Source organism: Candidatus Pelagibacter sp. Uisw_099_02, from assembly GCF_047727625.1.
In the GTDB taxonomy this organism is placed as follows: Bacteria; Pseudomonadota; Alphaproteobacteria; order Pelagibacterales; family Pelagibacteraceae; genus Pelagibacter.
In genome coordinates this window covers 565,322-581,815 of the sequence record NZ_CP159822.1, presented here as the reverse complement: position 1 = coordinate 581,815, position 16,494 = coordinate 565,322, and the positions used below count along the sequence as shown (strand labels likewise).

The window sequence follows — 16,494 nt, the reverse complement described above, 5'->3', positions numbered from 1 at the left end:
ATAATAAAATGCCTAAGCTTAATGTTTTAGTTGCTGGATCAACTGGTTACATCGGTGTTCAACTAATTAAATTATTAGTTAAACACAGTGATGTTGAGATTAAATATCTTTGTGGAAAATCATCAGTTGGAAAAAATATCTCAAGTTATGAGAAATCTCTGAGTTCAAAAAAATTACCAAAAATTGTTAAATACAATAAATCTTTTTTAAATAATATAGATCTTGTTTTCACCGCTTTGCCAAATGGTGAAGCTCAAAATATTTCAAATGATCTACTAGAGCACAATGTTTTAATTGATCTTGCTGCTGATTTTAGACTTAATAAAGCATCTGATTATTTGAAATGGTACAAACTAAAGCATAGATCTGTTAAGAATATTAAAAAATCCATTTATGCCTTACCAGAAATTAGTGGTGATAAAGTAAAAAAATTTAAAATTATTGGATGTCCAGGATGCTATCCAACGTCAATACTTATTCCTCTTATTCCCCTAGTAAAGAAAAACTTAATAAAAATCGACAACTTAATTATAGATTCTAAATCTGGTTATTCTGGAGCGGGTAGAGGAGTTCATAATAAATATAAAGAAAAAAACCTTTATGAGTCTTTAAGTGCTTATGGTGTTGGTTTTCATAGACATAATTCTGAGATCCAACAAGAAATTGAAAATTACACAAAAAAAAATTTTTCATTTACCTTTACCCCTCATCTAACACCTATGTTCAGAGGAATATTAAGTACAATTTATCTAGATCTTAACAACGGTTCAAATATTAAGAAAATAGAAGATACTTTAAATGCTGAGTATTCCAAAAGTAGATTCGTTAATATTTTAAAAACAAATTCGTTAATAAGTACAAATGACGTTATTAACACAAATAATTGTTCTATAGCAATATGTAAAACTAAGTATAAAAATAGAATTATTATTTTATCTGCTATTGATAATTTAATTAAAGGTGGGGCTGGTCAAGCTATACAAAACATGAATATTAAATATGGATTTAATGAAGCAAAAGGATTGATATGAAATATTTCTTTTTACCATTAATTTTAATTTTAATGTCTTGTTCTTTAGATAAAAACTCAGCTTATTGGAATGAAGATTCTATAAATAAATTTTCTGATAATAAAAAGTTATCAAAAATATTGAGTACAACTAAAAATTTTAAAGAAATGACTTTTGAAGAGTTTGAAATCTTTCTTAAAGATTATACAGAAAAAGCAGAATATCCAGATATAAATAAATAGATGAAAAATATTATCAACATTGCTGTAATTGGATTAGGTCAAGTTGGTATATATTTGTTGAATGAACTCAATACAAAAAAAAAACATATTGAGATTAAGACTGGTAAAAAAATTAATTTAGTAGCAATTTCTGCTAAAAGTATTTCAAAAAAGAGAAGATTTAAGATTAATAAAAAAATTTTTTTTAAAAATCCATTAGAAATTTTTAATAAGACTAAAGTAGATATTTTATTTGAAGCTATTGGCTTATCTGATGGAATATCAAAAAAAGTTGTAGAGACTGCTTTAAAAAACAAGATACATGTGATCACTCCTAATAAAGCACTTATATCTAAACATGGTGATTACTTGGGAAAGTTAGCTGAAGATAATCATGTTAACTTAGAATTTGAAGCATCTGTTGCTGGTGGTATTCCAATATTAAGAACTATCAAAGAAGGTCTTGCAACTAATAAGATTTCTAAAGTTTATGGAATTTTAAATGGTACTTCTAATTACATTCTCTCAGAAATGAGAAATTCTAAAGACAGTTTTTCAAATGTTTTAAAAAAGGCACAAAAATTAGGGTATGCTGAGCCAGGTAACTCTAAATTAGATCTTAATGGCTTTGATGCATTTGCTAAAGTAAGAATTTTGTCTGCTCTTGCTTTTAATACCAAGATTTCAAAACACAAATGTTTGATGGAAGGTATTGAAAAAATTGAATTAAAAGATATTGAAATTGCTAATCAATTAAATTTACGTATTAAATTATTGGGTATTTCTGAAATTATTAATAATCAATTGTTTGAAACTGTCCATCCATGTCTAGTTAGTAAAAATTCGTACATTGGTAATGTTGGCGGAGTTATGAATGCTGTTATTCTTGAAGGAAAACCTGTTGGTGAAAGTATATTACAGGGAGAGGGAGCTGGCCCTGGTCCAACCTCATCATCATTATTATCTGATCTACTTTCAATATTGAATGGGAATGTTAAAAAACCCTTTGGTATTTCAGGTAGCAAACGTAAATCAATTAAATGTTATAACGTTAATAATTATGCAAATTCTCTCTATTTGAGATTTGAAGTTAAAGACAAACCTGGTGTTTTATCAACAATTACTAACAGATTAGCTAAGTATAAAATTTCAGTAAAAAGACTAATTCAAACTCCTGATAAAAAAAATAATAAAGCTACTATTGTTATTATTACACATAAAACTAATGAACTTAATTCTAAGAATTGTCTTTCTGTTTTCAAAAAAGACAAAAATATTCTTAAATATCCAACACTGATTAGAATATATAATTAATGGAGTTATATCTAAAACTATTTGAGGTCTTATTTCCTGTCTTTTTTGTAGTTGGTATTGGATATTATTTAGGTAAAAATAATCCAAAAATTGACATCACTTTCATAACAAATTTTGCTGCAAATATAGGAACACCAGCAATGATTATATACGCACTAACTTCCACTGGTACATCTTTTGAAATATTTAAAGATTACTTTTGGTACTTTTTAATTGCAATTACTGCCTTTACTTTTATTGGAATTGTCTTTTTATTCTTCTTAAAAACTAAAGACATTATCCGAGAACTTCCACCATTTATTATGCCAAATACTGGGAATATGGGCTTACCAATATGTTTGTTTGCTTATGGATCTCAAGGATTAGGTGTTGCTGCTGCTATTTCAGCTTTAATAATTCTATGTCACTTTACGTTAGGAATTTTTCTTGCTGATAGAAAATTCAATATTAATGTTATTCTTAAAAATCCACCATTTTATGCAATTATAATTTCAGTGATTTTCCTATATTTCAAAATAGAACTTCCAGTCTTTGTAGAAAACACAACCTTTTTACTAATGTATGCAACAATTTTTTTAATATTAATGTCTTTAGGAATTGCCTTAACTCGTTTTAAAGTTTTCTCTTTTAAGAAAGCTGTGATTTCATCAATTGGAAGAGTTGTCTTAGGTCCTATTGTTGCGTTATTAATCATTACATATTTTGATCTATCAGGATTTGCAGCTGGTGTTCTATTAATTCAATGTTCAATGCCTAGTGCTGTTTTAAATTATCTTGTAGCTTCAATTTATTCGCCGAAAAAAATTGTAGATAGCGTTGCTAGTACTATCGTTGTTTCAACAGTTATGTCTTTTGCTACTATTCCGGTAGTCGTATTCTTTGCTTTAAAGTACTTTAATTAAACTGTATCTATTGGCTTATGAAAGCCATCATATTTAACCTTTTAGCTTGGGTAATGCTTCCAATCATGGATGGTTTTGCAAAGTATTTAAGTGCTGATATGCCAGTTTTACAGATCACTTGGGCAAGATACTTTTTTACGGTCGCATTCACGCTTCCTATAATGTTCTTCTTTTATAATAAGCAGCTTGTTTGGACTGATAAGCCTAAGTTACAAATAATAAGAGGGTTAATACTACTTTGTGCTAATATTTGTTTCTTCTACGCAATATCTGTTATCTCTTTAGCTAAAGCTTTAACGCTTGCCTTTGTGGCTCCCTTAATTGTTACTGCATTTTCTCCTATATTTTTGGGTGAGAAGGTGGGTGTAAGGAGGTGGACAGCCGTTATTATAGGGTTTATTGGCTCTCTAGTTGTTATAAGACCAGGTTTTGTAGAGATTAACTTGGCTAGTCTTGCTGCATTAGGAACAGGTATAATGTATGGGTTCTATTTAATAATTACACGTAAATTGAGCACTTCAGATAACCCTTTATTAACCTTATTACTAACTGGATTAGTTGGATTGGTAGCTGTTTCAGGTATAATGCCATTCATTTGGGTTAATCCAGATGCCTCACAATGGTCCATGATGGCTTCTATAGGCGTATTTGCCTGCATTGGGCACTTATTTCTTATATTGTCACTTAAATATGCTGATGCCTCTAAATTAGCTCCATTTAGCTACTTTGAAATCATTACTAATATAATTATAGGGTATTACTTCTTTAATGATTTTCCTGATAATTGGACATTCTTAGGTTTGTCCATTATTATTATGAGTGGAATTTACATTTCAAGAAGAGAGTCTTATATTAAATCTAATTAATTAGGTGTTTCTTGTTTACTAATACTTAATATAACATATTAAGTTTATATTCTAAAGTACTGTAATCGTTGAATTTTTATTATTATATAAAAAAATGAAATTAATAGAAAAATATAAGATTTATGGTTGAAAATTTTTATCAATTTTTTAAATTCAAGTCATTATTTTTTCATTAGTGTTTAATTTTCTATGAATTATTCAAATTAGTAAAAAAGTGTTGAATAACAACGTTTATAATCAACTTTGAAAATATAAGTTTTTTTAATTTTCTAATGAGATAGAGTGGGGGTCAAATACATGTGTAAAATCAGGCTTTTTTGCTCACTTCTAAAAGTGTTGGTATTGTTGATAACTAGAGCAATGCAGTATCAGAATATACCGTTTAAACGTCCATAGGACACCTTATTTTAACTGAAAGGTCATTTGCAGTACAACTGAAGGATGCATTAAGCAATTTTGTAATAATTATGGCTAAATTAGCTATAAGTATTTAATACCAACACTTTTGAACCGTTTAGAAGGTTAAAAACCTTATTTTAGGAAGACTTTTTCAGACCTCAATAAACGGCGTTTTTGTTGAATTCCACCTTTTCCAGAGTATCCACCGAGGCTGCCATCTGATTTTATTACTCTATGACAGGGTATTTTAAGCGGATATGGGTTTTTACCCACTGCATTAGCAACAGCTCTGAATGCTTTAGGTTTTCCAATGGCTTTAGCAACTTCTAAGTAGGTTTTAACTTTGCCTTTGGGTATTTTCTTCAAGTAATTCCACACTTTTAACTGAAACTTAGTTCCCTTTAAGTTCATAGAGTTCAAAACCTGTGTTATTTGCTATTTTATCGTATAATTTCTTTGCATTTCTATTGGAAGAGTGGGTGATCCAACGAATTCCATTCCAATTATTGGCTTTAGATAGTGATTTTAGGTGACTAATGAGTTTTTGAGCTATTTTTTGACCTCTAAATTCTGGCTCTACGAACAAATCATCTAAAAAACCAATATATTGGCCTTTAATTGGTCTTGGCATTGTTCTGTAATGGGCAATTCCAACGATTTTACCCTCTAATTCAAAGCAAATAGCATTAACATCATGATTTTCATCAAGAATCCAGCCCCAAAGAGTGTCTAAAATCCCTGTATTCATTGGAACTTTGTAGAAATCAGCATAACCATTGTATAATTTAGCCCATTTTTTCATGTCTTTTTGCTCTAATTTTCTAATCATTTACATTAAATTTATAAATTAAACCTTTGATATTTATTCAGAATCTGTTGATCCAGAACCAGCGCAAATACTTGCTAACTCAAGCCAGGCAGAATCAGTATCAGAAGCCTTAACAATAATATCTCTTTTACATGATTGGTAAGGATTATAATAAGCATAAATACTAGCAGCTATTATTATTGAGATACCAATTATTATTGCACTTAAATGTTTCTCCATAATTTTTAATATGCAAATGATAACTTTCACAATCTAATAATTATACTATTGACAACTGAAATCATCTAATATATTACTAACGATAATTAATGGTTATCAATAGTAATATATGAATAATATAATAACAGACATAAAAGCTCTACAAGAAGAGACATTAATAAACCTTAAAAACTCTAAAGCTAACAATACCGTGAGAGCTTATAAAGCTGATTTTAATGATTTTGGATTATTTTGTGCTCAAAATGGATTTAAGTCTTTACCATCAGAACCTAAAATAGTTTCATTATACTTAACTCATTTGTCCGTCAGGGATGCCAAAATTAGTACTCTAAAACGTAGATTAGTATCAATCGGCGTGATCCATAAGTTAAAAGGATATTATTTAGACACTAAACACCCGTCAATTATTGAAAATATTATGGGAATAAAAAGAAGAAAAGGTAGCAGCCAAAAAAGCAAAAAACCTATATTAATCAGTACTTTAAAAGAAATAATTAATGTTATAGATAATCAAAAAAAAGAAGAAGTTAAGAAATTAAGAGATAGGTCAATTATTTTGATTGGGTTTTCAGGTGGATTTCGGAGAAACGAAATAGTTTCATTGGATTATGATGATTTAGATTTTGTTAGAGAGGGTCTTAAAATTAATCTCAGAAGATCTAAAACAGATCAATTTGGTGAAGGTTTTACAAAAGCTCTGCCCTACTTTGATAATTCTCAATATTGCCCTGTAGTGTCATTAAAAAAATGGATAGAAATCTCCAAGATAACATCTGGAGCTGTGTTTAGGAGGTTTTCTAAAGGAAACAGGATGTCAGAAAACAGATTAACCGATCAAACAGTTGCTTTGCTTATAAAAGAATATCTAAAATTAGCAGGTATAGATAACAAAAATTATTCTGGTCACAGCTTGAGATCAGGTTTTGCCACATCTGCTGCTGAGTCAGGAGTGGAGGAAAGAAATATTATGGCAATGACTGGCCATAAGTCATCTGAGATGGTTAGAAAATATATCAATGAGGCAAATTTATTTAAAAATAACGCATTGAATAAACTTAAAATTTAGAAAGCTCTAAATATAGAAGTTTAACTTTGCATACAAAAAGTTCTAAATAATAGTTCAATTTTTTTTTGGGTTCCGATAACTCACCAGTATATAAAGTTTTAGAATGTAGGTAATGTTTTTTAAAAAATTTAATTGTTATTCCCCATTTATTTAAAAAAATTTGATGACCTTTGTTAGATTTTAATGCTTTATTTTTTCTTATTGTAATAGAGCTGAAATGATAAACTTTAAACTTATTAATTCCTTTAAAAATTCTAACACCACTATTCCATAATTTCATATTAAAATCTGGATCAGATCCATCACCAGGATTAAACTCTTCGCTAAATCCACCTACAGAAAGCCATAATTTTTTACTTACTAGGTGAGGTGCGAAATGACTGCCTTGATGATCATAAAAATTAAGATGATTTAAATTATCTAAGAGTTTATTTTCATCAAATTTATCAATATCTTCTCCTGCATTAAATTTAATATGACCTGAATTAGGTTCAATCATTGTGCCAGATAAATAAAAATTATTATGCCCAATTATTTCAATTTCTTTTTTTAAAAAATAATCCCATTTAGGGCAAAAATACATATCGTCATGAGCGTAAAGAAGATAATCATTACTCGCTTTAGAGGCTGCGAGATTTATAGCGCTACATAAACCAATATTTGTAGTAGAATGAGTATAGGAAATATTTCTTTCTTTAATAAAATCTAGCGTTCCATCAGATCCATCATTTATATGAACAATTAACTCATGCTCAAATTTAGAGTGTAATTTTATGGATTTAATTAATAATTTTAAATATTTGATGTTATTAAAAGTGGGTACTAATATAGAGATTTTCATTAAAATAACGAAGTGTTTTTTCCAAAAGATTTATCAACTATATATTTTGAAATACGCGTTTCATTAAATAGCTTAAAATATTTGCTCTGTCCCTTTTTTGCTATTTTTTTTCTTAATGAATTATTCTTTTTATAAAAATGTATTTTATCAGCCAATTCGTTTAAATTATTATATAAAATTATTTCATTTTTAGAAAAAATATCATCAAACTGAGTTTTGACATCAATAAAAGTTAACAAACCATTGCCCATGAGTGTTGCTATTCTATTGCTAGAATAATATTTTGTTGGATTTCCACGACTTAAATTTAGACCCATTTTGCTATTCTTTAATGCTTGAAAAAAACTTTCACCCCAAATGGGCTCTTTATTATTTAGACCATAAAAATCATGACTTACATTATTTAACTTTTTAATTAAATTATTTAAAAAACTTGAACGAGTATCGATTTTTCCTTTTTTAAGTTTAGCTCTATTTACGCCATGACTCATAGCATAAAAAATATCATTATAGGGATCAGAGTCATAAACGTTAAAACATTCAATATTTTTATCTACTGGTATGAATAAAAAATGAAGATTCTCTGATTTTAACATTGTTCTCTCTAAGAATTTTTGCATCTGTTGTAATAAATGTATGATCTACAACTTTTTCAAATTTGTTAATCTTATTAATATTAGTTAATGAGTTTGGCAACCCAGTCATCATTGGATCTTCATTCCATTGTGAGATAACTAAATTTTTATCATATTCTTTGAAGGTGCTTAATGTTTCAGTTTCAATATTTTCACTGTGACCAAAAATAATTAAATTTGGGTTATAATTCTTAAATGTGGCTAGTAGATATTCTTGAAATTTATTCTTAACATTACTAAAATCTAACTGTCTATTTTGCTTTATAAAGTCACGATCGCTAATTTCTAACACATCGTTACCATTTCGTATAAATCCGTTTGATATTTTTTTGCCAATTGAGATATGATATATTCGATGATTTAATTTTTGTCCAAGATTGTAGATATTGAGAATTCTCAATTTACTATTATTAAAGTTCAATTTATAAAAAGGAAATATTGATAAGCGCATTTTATCAATCTTAAGTGAATTTTTAAGTAAAATATGTTTTACATTTTTACGACTTTTGTGTTGAATTATTTTTCTTAATTTATTATTTTCTATTAATATTTGAATTTCTTTTATTAAATTTTTTGAATCAAGTTGTTTTAAAATTATTGCCTCATCTGTTGTTTCAGGTAATCCACCCCTATCAGATATAATGGTGGCACAACCCCTTGATGATGCTTCTAAAGCAGTACGACCAAAGGGCTCTTCCCATCTTGATGGTATAACAGCAATTTCAGAAGTATTTAAAAATGATAAAACTTTTTTATGTGGCACATACCCTAATTTAATATGTTTATTATGTGTAGAATAATTTTTTAATCTTTTTTCGTCACCTATTGAGTAAGCTTTCCAACCTTTATAATTATCTAATAACTTTTTTACAGCATCACAAAAAATATCATAACCTTTTGACTCATTTAATTTTCCTACAAAAACGATTTTCTTTTCTTTTTTATATAAAGTTTTTTCAATTTCAATACTGTGATAAATTATTTCACATTTAAAATTTTTAGGATCAATATTCAAACCTTCAAAAAATTTTTTTTTAACCCATTCAGTAATAAAAACAATTTTATCGACATTAGATAATAATTCTAATCTTTCTTTTGGTGTTTTAGCACCTTTCATAGATCTTGGGTCATTATGAAGATACAAAATAAACTTTGAGTTTATTTCTTTAAGTAAACTAGAAATCATTATTGGTCTATTGTGAACCTCCACTATATCAAAATTATCTTTTTTTAGAATTGCAACTACTTTCTCCAAATATTCATTTGTTGAGCTATATAGTTTTGAGTTTAATGAATTAATTTTTATATTCTTATAATTTTTAGAAAGGTATGGAAAATATTTTGTACTTCCAAAAATGATATTGTTTCTCTTATATTTAGAAAATTTTAAAAAATCTTTAACCCAAAGAGACACAGCTCCAGCATCTTTTTCAGTATAATTTTCTTTATATGGAAGTATTGTTGCTATATTTAACATTTTTAAATTTCTCTTTTATTTGAGCTCTTTTTTTTTTATCTTTCTTTAATTTATATTCGTAGGACATAGCAGTGCTTTTAGTTTTAAATTTTTTAGAGTAAATTAACAACCATTTATATCCCATGGTTGATTTGGCACCCTTATTGGAGTTGTGCTTATCTATTCTAGCTTTTAAGTTGTTTGTATAACCTACATAAGTTTTATTAACACCAGGCGATACAGCTATTAATAAATATACATAATAAAACATATTATTGGCGGTCCCTGGGGGAATCGAACCCCCCTTTGCAGGATGAAAACCAGCTGTCCTAACCGATAGACGAAGGGACCACGTTGAGATCTTTTATTTTAAAAGTCATTATTTATCAAGTGTAATTAAATTATAGGATAAGGTCTCTAATAGTTAATTGAAGAGTTTTTTTATTGTTCCAGATATTTTCATTGATTTGACCTATTATATTAATGTTATTTTTATAACTCATTAAGTATTCACCAACCCTAGTATTAATGGAATTAAATGATATTGATTTAATTGAAAATCCTGTTTTTGACTTTAATATTATAGAAATATGTTTTTTATTTAACACCGTGGTCTTAATTATTTTTAAATCTCTTAATAAGAACGTTGGTATCAAGTTTCCTGTACCAAAAGGTTCTAATTTTTTTATACTATCATAAAAATCTTGATTAAATGCGAGTGATGAAATTTCAGACTCATACAAAAAAGTATTATTATTTATAGTGTTAGATTCAAAAAAATCTTCCAATATATATTTTTCAAAATTTTTAAGATTTTCATTTTTTAACGTAAACCCAGCAGCCATATTGTGACCACCACCACCTATAATTATATCTAAATCTAATGAATTTTTAATCACACGCCCAATATTATAATTGTAAACTGATCTAGCAGATCCTTTTAATAATTGATTAGAAGAAGTTATAACAATAGATGGTTTATTGTAATAATCCTTTAATCTAGCAGCAATAATTCCTATCAAACCTTCATTAATATTTGGATTATAGTAAATAATGATATTTTTGTTTTCTTTTTCTATTTTTTGAAAATCAATTTCATTTAATACTAAAGTTTCAATTTCTTTTCTTTTATCATTTAATTTGATTAAGTATTTAGATCTATCTTTTATTATTTGGCTATTATTAGAAGATAATAGTTCTGTAGCATATTGAGATTTTCCCAATCTACCCCCAGCATTTAATATTGGACCAATTAAAAAACCCAAATCATTAATAGTAATTTTACTTTTTTTTTCATTTAATTCAAATAAAGTATTAAGGGGTAAGTTTTTTTTTATATCAAAATTTTTAAGAGCGTTCAGTGCAATTAATCTGTTAAGCTTTCTTAAAGGCATGACATCACATACAGTAGCCAACAAAACATAAATTAGATAATCTGATATTTCAATTTCACTTTTTATTTCTTTAATCAATAAATCTAAAAAAAAATATGTAAGTGCTGTTGCACACAAATAATCATACTCTTTATAACCATTATCTTTTTTTGGATTTATAATTGAGTTTGCACTTGGAAATGGTTTGTTAATTTCGTGATGATCAATAATCAAAGATTTTATTTCATTCTTATTTAGAAAATCTATTGCTTCGTTAGAGGTAGAGCCACAATCAACCATTATAATCAATCTAGGCTTTTCCAAGATTAGTTTTTGGAATAATTTTTTGGTGGCACCATAGCCATCTATTTCCCTGTCAGGTATATAATAAAAAAACGTGTGATTTATACTTTCTAAAAATTTAACAAATAACGATGTAGCAGCAGATCCATCGACATCATAATCACCTAAAATACATATTTTTTCATTGTTATTGATACAATCAACAACAAGTTTAATAGATTTATTGAAATCTTCATTGTTTAAAAAAACGTTGTTTAAATCTAAATCTGTGTTGATTGTTGCAATTTCATCATCTTCAAACTTTCTTGAAATAATTAGTCTCGATAAAATGTCACTAAAATTAAAATCTTGTTTTAATTTATCGATTAAGTTTTGATTAATTTTTTTTTGTTCCCACTTCTTACCTGAAACAGAAATCATTCTTCAATAAGATTTGTTCTTTTTATAGTTTCTTTAAATTTTAAACTTTTATGTGTAACTAGTGTTTCAGTAGTATATTTGTTATTATTAATCTCCACTCCAGTTAGCATCTCACTTGTCGTAATACCAGTAGAGCAAAATATAGAGTCCCCTTTTATAATTTCATTTAATTCATATTTTTTATTTAAATCATTTATACCCATTGCTTTTGCATCATTAATGTCTTTGTTCTTATCAAATATAAATCTTCCTTGAAAATGGCAGTCAAAGGCATCAAGAGCTGATGCCGCTAAAACACCTTCTGGACCACCTCCTATACCTAAAAATATATCAACATTATATTTTGGATCTGTAACATACAAAGCACCAAGAACATCACCATCAGTAATAAGTTTAATCTTAACATTCAGTTGTTTAAGTTCGTCAATTATTTTTTTATGTCTTGGTCTATCCATTACACATGCAGTAAGTGAGGAAATATCCTTATTTAAAAATTCAGAAAGGTTAGAAAGATTCTTTTTAAAGTAAAATCTAAATCAATTAACCCTTTTTCAATTTTTCTAGTGGCAATTTTATTCATATAAGTTTCTGGTGCATTAAAAAGATTTCCTTTTTCAGCAATTGCAATAACTGATGTAGCACCAGGTAGATTGTTTGCTGCAAAATTTGTTCCCTCTAAGGGGTCGACAGCTATATCAAAATATGGTCCATTTTTATTTCCAAGTTTTTCACCCGTGTAAAGCATTGGTGCCTCATCCAGCGAACCTTCACCAATAACAACTTCACCATTCATATCTATTTTATTTAATTCAGACCGCATTGCATCAACAGCTGCCTGATCTGCTGCAATTTTGTCTTTTTTTCCAACTAAATAAGATGATGCTAAAGCTGCTTTTTCAGAAACATTTAAAATTAGGTCAACATATTTTTTATTAATAGCCATTAAATTTTTTCGTCTATTGACTCAGTAGAATTTATCACATTTTCAAATTCTCTTAGACGTTTATAAACACTTGCTAATTCTATAATGGTAGGCCAGGCTTTTAATAAGTATTGCATAGAACCTTCTACTCTTCCAAAGGCTCTTATTATTTGTTGCATAACACCTAATGTTACAACGCCAGCAACAATTGCTGGAGCTAAAAAAACATAAGCTGATAAAACATTGGCCTGTAAATAAGCCATACGACCAACATTAAAATATAAATAACGTATATAGCTTAAAAAATGTATTGAACGAACATTATCAAATAACTCATTTATTGTTTTGGGTCTAACATTGTTATCATCTTCTGCTACTACTAGTATTTTTCTATAAGCAGCTTCTTTTTTTTGAAGGTCATATTCAACACCAACTAAACGTAATATCCAACCAAGTCCTATCAAAAAAGCTGTACCACCTAATGTCCAAAGCAATGCACCTGTTATTAATCCATATTGCCAATCACCAAAAAAGAAAATTGGTATACCAACAGAAAGTCCTAGTAGAATGGGAACAAACTGTATCAACACCATAACAGACTCTATGAAACTTGTGCCTAGAGATTCCATAATACGTGTAAATTTGATTGTATCCTCTTGAACTCTTTGAGAAGCACCTTCTATTTTTCGAGCTTTATCATAAACTGAGTGATACCACTCCACCATTGCAGTTCTCCATCTAAATAAAAAATGCGCTGTAAAAAAACTTATTGCAACATAAAGAGCAATATACATTCCTGCCAGTGTAATAAATGAAGCTAAACTAGCCCAGTACTCATCAATTGTAATTGCATTAGGAGCAGCAAGAGCTTTTTGAATCATGTCATAAAATTGACCAAACCATTCATTTATTTCAACATCGATTTTTACTTGAACCCACAATGAGGATAAAATTACAAATGACCCTAACCAAGCCCATAATTGCCATTTTTTTTGAGTAAAAAATTTAAACATTATTATTTTAGAAAATTATCTGCATATGACTTTTTAATAGTTTTTCTCTTTTGAGGTTCAATTATTTCAAAGTCAATTTTGTTTTTTTTTGCATATTCTATTGCTAATTCTTTAGTTGTAAATTCTAAATTTAATTCTGAAAGAGTATTAGAGCTAGTTTCCCAACCCATTAAAGGATTAATGCCAGTATTTTCAACTTCAAATTTGATAATCCATTTGTCTGCTTTACCAAGACCAGACTGCATTGAGTTCTTTGTTGGTATATAAATTTTTGCTTTATTCATAATATTGGTCGGGGCGGCAGGATTTGAACCTGCGACCCTCTGGTCCCAAACCAGATGCGCTACCAGGCTGCGCTACGCCCCGATTGAGGTACTAATACATTAGATATTGCTAATTTCAAAGAATAAAGAACATCTAAAATAAGTCTTTTTTGGAAGAATCAGGTATACAAGAATAATGATCATTACTTGTATTAACTGTGACAAAAAATTTGACCTAGATTCAAAGCTCATACCTGATGAGGGTAGGTTGCTTCAGTGTAATGGCTGTAGTCATAAATGGTTTTTTAAAAAGATAATTAAAAATGAGCCTATTTCATCAGTTAAAAGTAATAAACAATCAGCTAGTACAGTGTTATTTAAAGATATATCTGAAACTGAAATGAATTTAAGCACAAATAATGATGAAACTTTAGACACAGATATTAAAGAAGATTTTCTTACAGAAAAAAATACAACTAATCAAAATGTAAACAGTAGCTTTCAATTAAAAACATCTATAAATAAAAAAAATTTTAATATATTGAATTTAATCTTTGTTTTCATAATCTCTTTTATAGCATTAATTATTATCATTGATACCTTTCAAGCCCCTATTAGTAAAGTTTTTCCAAATATAGAGTTTATCCTTTATAATTTATATGAAACCATTAATGATATTAATTTATTTATAAAAGATTTAATTTAATTTTATGATTAGAAATTTATCAAAACCTTTTAAATGGTTCTTTAAATTAGAAGCTGCAAGTGGTTTAGTTTTATTAATAGCAGCTATTATAGCCTTGGTAGTCAGTAACTCTAGTTTTAGTACTTTATATTTTAGCACATTAGAACAATATTTATTTATTGGTATAAATGATTTTGGATTAAAACTCTCTGTTCATCACTGGATTAACGACTTACTAATGGCTATTTTTTTCTTTTTTGTTACTTTAGAAATTAAAAGAGAATTTATTCAAGGTGAATTATCGAATTTAAAAAAAGCATTACTACCAATAATTGGAGCTGTTGGTGGCATGTTAATCCCTGCCCTGGTTTATGTTGGTATAAATTTTGGAAGCACAGAAACATTAAACGGCTGGGCTATTCCATCTGCAACAGATATAGCATTTTCTTTAGGAATTTTATCACTTCTTGGTTCTAGAGTTCCCATCTCTTTAAAAATTTTTTTAACAGCACTAGCTATTATTGATGACCTCGGTGCAATTCTTATTATTGCTTTTTTCTACTCAGGCGATCTAAGTATAAGCTATTTAAGCTTAATCTTAATCTCTTATATATTTTTACTTATTTTAAATAAATATGGAGTTAAAAAATTTTTACCCTACTTAATAATTGGTTCATTTATGTGGTACTTTACATATAAGTCAGGTATCCACGCAACAATTGCTGGTGTGCTTTTAGCATCAACAATACCTCATAGATCTAAAGAAAGAGACTTTTCTTTGTTAATTAAACTTGAACATGCAATAAGCCCGTATGTGGCTTTTTTGATAATGCCAATATTTGCATTTGCTAATGCAGGAGTTTCATTGGAGGGTTTATCTGTAATGTCTTTATTACAACCAGTTCCTCTAGGTATACTTCTTGGATTATTTCTAGGTAAACAAGTGGGTGTTATGATCTTTTCCTATGTTGCAGTGAGAATTGGCTTCGCACAAATGCCTGATAATTCCAGCTGGCTAAGTTTATATGGAGTGTCAATCTTAACTGGAATTGGTTTTACAATGAGTTTATTTGTTGGAAATTTAGCATTTGTCGAAAATATACAATACATAGATGGTGTTAAAATTGGAGTATTAGCAGGATCATTATTGTCAACTATATTTGGGTACTTTATACTATTACTTACATCAAAAAAATAATTCATGTACTATAAAAATTATATATTAATTTTAATTACTTTATTTATGTTTTCAATATTTCAAAAAGTTAGTGCTAATTATGAAAAACTTTTTTTTGACTTAAGTATCAAAGATATAAATAATGAAACAATAGATTTAAACAGATATAAAGGTAGAACCATTCTATTAGTAAATGTTGCTAGTAAATGCGGTTTTACAAAACAATATGCCGATCTTCAAACACTATTTGATAATTATAAAGATAGAGGATTTTCTGTTATTGCTGTGCCTTCAAATCAATTTGGCAACCAAGAGCAAGGCACTAATAAAGAAATTAAAGATTTTTGTGAAACAAATTTTAATATTACATTCCCAATAACTGACAAAGTAGATGTTAAAGGTCCAAATGCTCATGATATTTATCAATGGGCAAATAAAAATTATGGATCATCAACTATACCAAAATGGAACTTTCATAAAATTTTAATTAATAAAGATGGAAAAATTGAAGATACATTTAATTCCTTCATAAATCCAACTTCAAAAAAGATAATTAAAAAAATAGAAAAAATTTTATAAA

19 protein-coding genes, 2 tRNA genes and 1 pseudogene are annotated in these 16,494 nt (G+C 28.0%); 9 read left to right on the top strand and 13 right to left on the bottom strand.

Annotated elements, in window-relative coordinates; genetic code table 11:
- The first annotated feature begins 8 nt into the window (after positions 1-8).
- The 5 genes from argC to ABXT47_RS03110 are packed head-to-tail and all read left to right on the top strand — an operon-like array spanning position 9 to position 4,313.
- Positions 9-1,031, top strand: coding sequence for an N-acetyl-gamma-glutamyl-phosphate reductase (gene argC / locus ABXT47_RS03130; protein ID WP_415309281.1), 1,023 nt, complete (start codon positions 9-11; stop codon positions 1,029-1,031).
- Positions 1,028-1,252 (top strand): hypothetical protein, encoded by a 225-nt coding sequence (locus ABXT47_RS03125; RefSeq protein WP_415309280.1) that lies wholly within the window; start codon positions 1,028-1,030, stop codon positions 1,250-1,252. The genes argC and ABXT47_RS03125 overlap by 4 nt, the downstream gene beginning before the upstream one ends.
- On the top strand, positions 1,253-2,545 hold the full coding sequence (locus ABXT47_RS03120; protein ID WP_415309279.1) for a homoserine dehydrogenase: 1,293 nt from the start codon (positions 1,253-1,255) through the stop codon (positions 2,543-2,545).
- Positions 2,545-3,447 carry an AEC family transporter gene (locus tag ABXT47_RS03115; RefSeq protein WP_415309278.1) on the top strand — a complete coding sequence of 301 codons (903 nt, stop codon included), beginning with the start codon at positions 2,545-2,547 and terminating at the stop codon, positions 3,445-3,447. The genes ABXT47_RS03120 and ABXT47_RS03115 overlap by 1 nt, the downstream gene beginning before the upstream one ends.
- Before the next feature lie 17 nt (positions 3,448-3,464).
- Positions 3,465-4,313: a DMT family transporter gene (locus ABXT47_RS03110; RefSeq protein WP_415309277.1), complete on the top strand. Its 849-nt coding sequence runs from the start codon at positions 3,465-3,467 to the stop codon at positions 4,311-4,313.
- Between the two features lie 531 nt (positions 4,314-4,844).
- Here the strand turns inward: ABXT47_RS03110 and ABXT47_RS03105 are convergent.
- The 3 genes from ABXT47_RS03105 to ABXT47_RS03095 are packed head-to-tail and all read right to left on the bottom strand — an operon-like array spanning position 4,845 to position 5,760.
- Positions 4,845-5,123, bottom strand: a complete 279-nt coding sequence (locus ABXT47_RS03105; RefSeq protein ID WP_415309276.1) for a methylated-DNA--[protein]-cysteine S-methyltransferase — start codon at positions 5,121-5,123, stop codon at positions 4,845-4,847.
- Complete coding sequence (locus ABXT47_RS03100) at positions 5,104-5,541, bottom strand: GNAT family N-acetyltransferase (protein WP_415309275.1); 438 nt, start codon at positions 5,539-5,541, stop codon at positions 5,104-5,106. Before ABXT47_RS03100 ends, ABXT47_RS03105 begins: the two co-directional genes overlap by 20 nt.
- Before the next feature lie 33 nt (positions 5,542-5,574).
- Positions 5,575-5,760 carry a hypothetical protein gene (locus tag ABXT47_RS03095; RefSeq protein WP_415309274.1) on the bottom strand — a complete coding sequence of 62 codons (186 nt, stop codon included), beginning with the start codon at positions 5,758-5,760 and terminating at the stop codon, positions 5,575-5,577.
- A 109-nt stretch (positions 5,761-5,869) separates the two neighbouring features.
- On the opposite strand from ABXT47_RS03095, the gene ABXT47_RS03090 reads away from it, so the two are divergent.
- Positions 5,870-6,826: a site-specific integrase gene (locus ABXT47_RS03090; protein WP_415309273.1), complete on the top strand. Its 957-nt coding sequence runs from the start codon at positions 5,870-5,872 to the stop codon at positions 6,824-6,826.
- Here the strand turns inward: ABXT47_RS03090 and ABXT47_RS03085 are convergent.
- The 10 genes and pseudogenes from ABXT47_RS03085 to ABXT47_RS03040 form a co-directional block, all read right to left on the bottom strand.
- Complete coding sequence (locus tag ABXT47_RS03085) at positions 6,816-7,667, bottom strand: glycosyltransferase family 2 protein (RefSeq protein WP_415309272.1); 852 nt, start codon at positions 7,665-7,667, stop codon at positions 6,816-6,818. The two genes, ABXT47_RS03090 and ABXT47_RS03085, sit on opposite strands and share 11 nt — an antisense overlap.
- Positions 7,667-8,263: a glycosyltransferase gene (locus ABXT47_RS03080; protein WP_415309271.1), complete on the bottom strand. Its 597-nt coding sequence runs from the start codon at positions 8,261-8,263 to the stop codon at positions 7,667-7,669. The genes ABXT47_RS03085 and ABXT47_RS03080 overlap by 1 nt, the downstream gene beginning before the upstream one ends.
- Positions 8,217-9,779, bottom strand: a complete 1,563-nt coding sequence (locus ABXT47_RS03075) for a glycosyltransferase family 4 protein (protein ID WP_415309270.1) — start codon at positions 9,777-9,779, stop codon at positions 8,217-8,219. The genes ABXT47_RS03080 and ABXT47_RS03075 overlap by 47 nt, the downstream gene beginning before the upstream one ends.
- The gene (locus ABXT47_RS03070; protein WP_415309269.1) at positions 9,748-10,029 is read right to left on the bottom strand and encodes a GIY-YIG nuclease family protein; all 282 of its coding nucleotides are present in this window, start codon (positions 10,027-10,029) and stop codon (positions 9,748-9,750) included. Before ABXT47_RS03070 ends, ABXT47_RS03075 begins: the two co-directional genes overlap by 32 nt.
- Positions 10,030-10,034: 5 nt before the next feature.
- A tRNA-Glu gene (locus ABXT47_RS03065) sits at positions 10,035-10,109 on the bottom strand.
- A 50-nt stretch (positions 10,110-10,159) separates the two neighbouring features.
- On the bottom strand, positions 10,160-11,854 hold the full coding sequence (recJ, locus tag ABXT47_RS03060; RefSeq protein WP_415309268.1) for a single-stranded-DNA-specific exonuclease RecJ: 1,695 nt from the start codon (positions 11,852-11,854) through the stop codon (positions 10,160-10,162).
- Positions 11,851-12,797, bottom strand: a pseudogene (gene glpX / locus ABXT47_RS03055) (class II fructose-bisphosphatase). Before glpX ends, recJ begins: the two are co-directional and overlap by 4 nt.
- On the bottom strand, positions 12,797-13,789 hold the full coding sequence (locus ABXT47_RS03050; protein ID WP_415309267.1) for a putative transporter: 993 nt from the start codon (positions 13,787-13,789) through the stop codon (positions 12,797-12,799). Before ABXT47_RS03050 ends, glpX begins: the two are co-directional and overlap by 1 nt.
- A gap of 2 nt (positions 13,790-13,791) precedes the next feature.
- Entirely contained in the window at positions 13,792-14,073 is a 282-nt protein-coding gene (locus ABXT47_RS03045) for an ETC complex I subunit (RefSeq protein WP_415309266.1), read from the bottom strand.
- Between the two features lie 5 nt (positions 14,074-14,078).
- A tRNA-Pro gene (locus tag ABXT47_RS03040) sits at positions 14,079-14,155 on the bottom strand.
- A 93-nt stretch (positions 14,156-14,248) separates the two neighbouring features.
- Here ABXT47_RS03040 and ABXT47_RS03035 point away from each other — a divergent pair.
- From ABXT47_RS03035 to ABXT47_RS03025, 3 genes are read left to right on the top strand one after another with little or no spacing between them, the layout of a single operon-like run.
- Entirely contained in the window at positions 14,249-14,758 is a 510-nt protein-coding gene (locus ABXT47_RS03035; RefSeq protein WP_415309265.1) for a zinc-ribbon domain-containing protein, read from the top strand.
- A 4-nt stretch (positions 14,759-14,762) separates the two neighbouring features.
- On the top strand, positions 14,763-15,935 hold the full coding sequence (nhaA, locus tag ABXT47_RS03030) for a Na+/H+ antiporter NhaA (RefSeq protein ID WP_415309264.1): 1,173 nt from the start codon (positions 14,763-14,765) through the stop codon (positions 15,933-15,935).
- Between the two features lie 3 nt (positions 15,936-15,938).
- Positions 15,939-16,493, top strand: a complete 555-nt coding sequence (locus ABXT47_RS03025; RefSeq protein ID WP_415309263.1) for a glutathione peroxidase — start codon at positions 15,939-15,941, stop codon at positions 16,491-16,493.
- The last annotated feature ends 1 nt before the right edge of the window (position 16,494 follow it).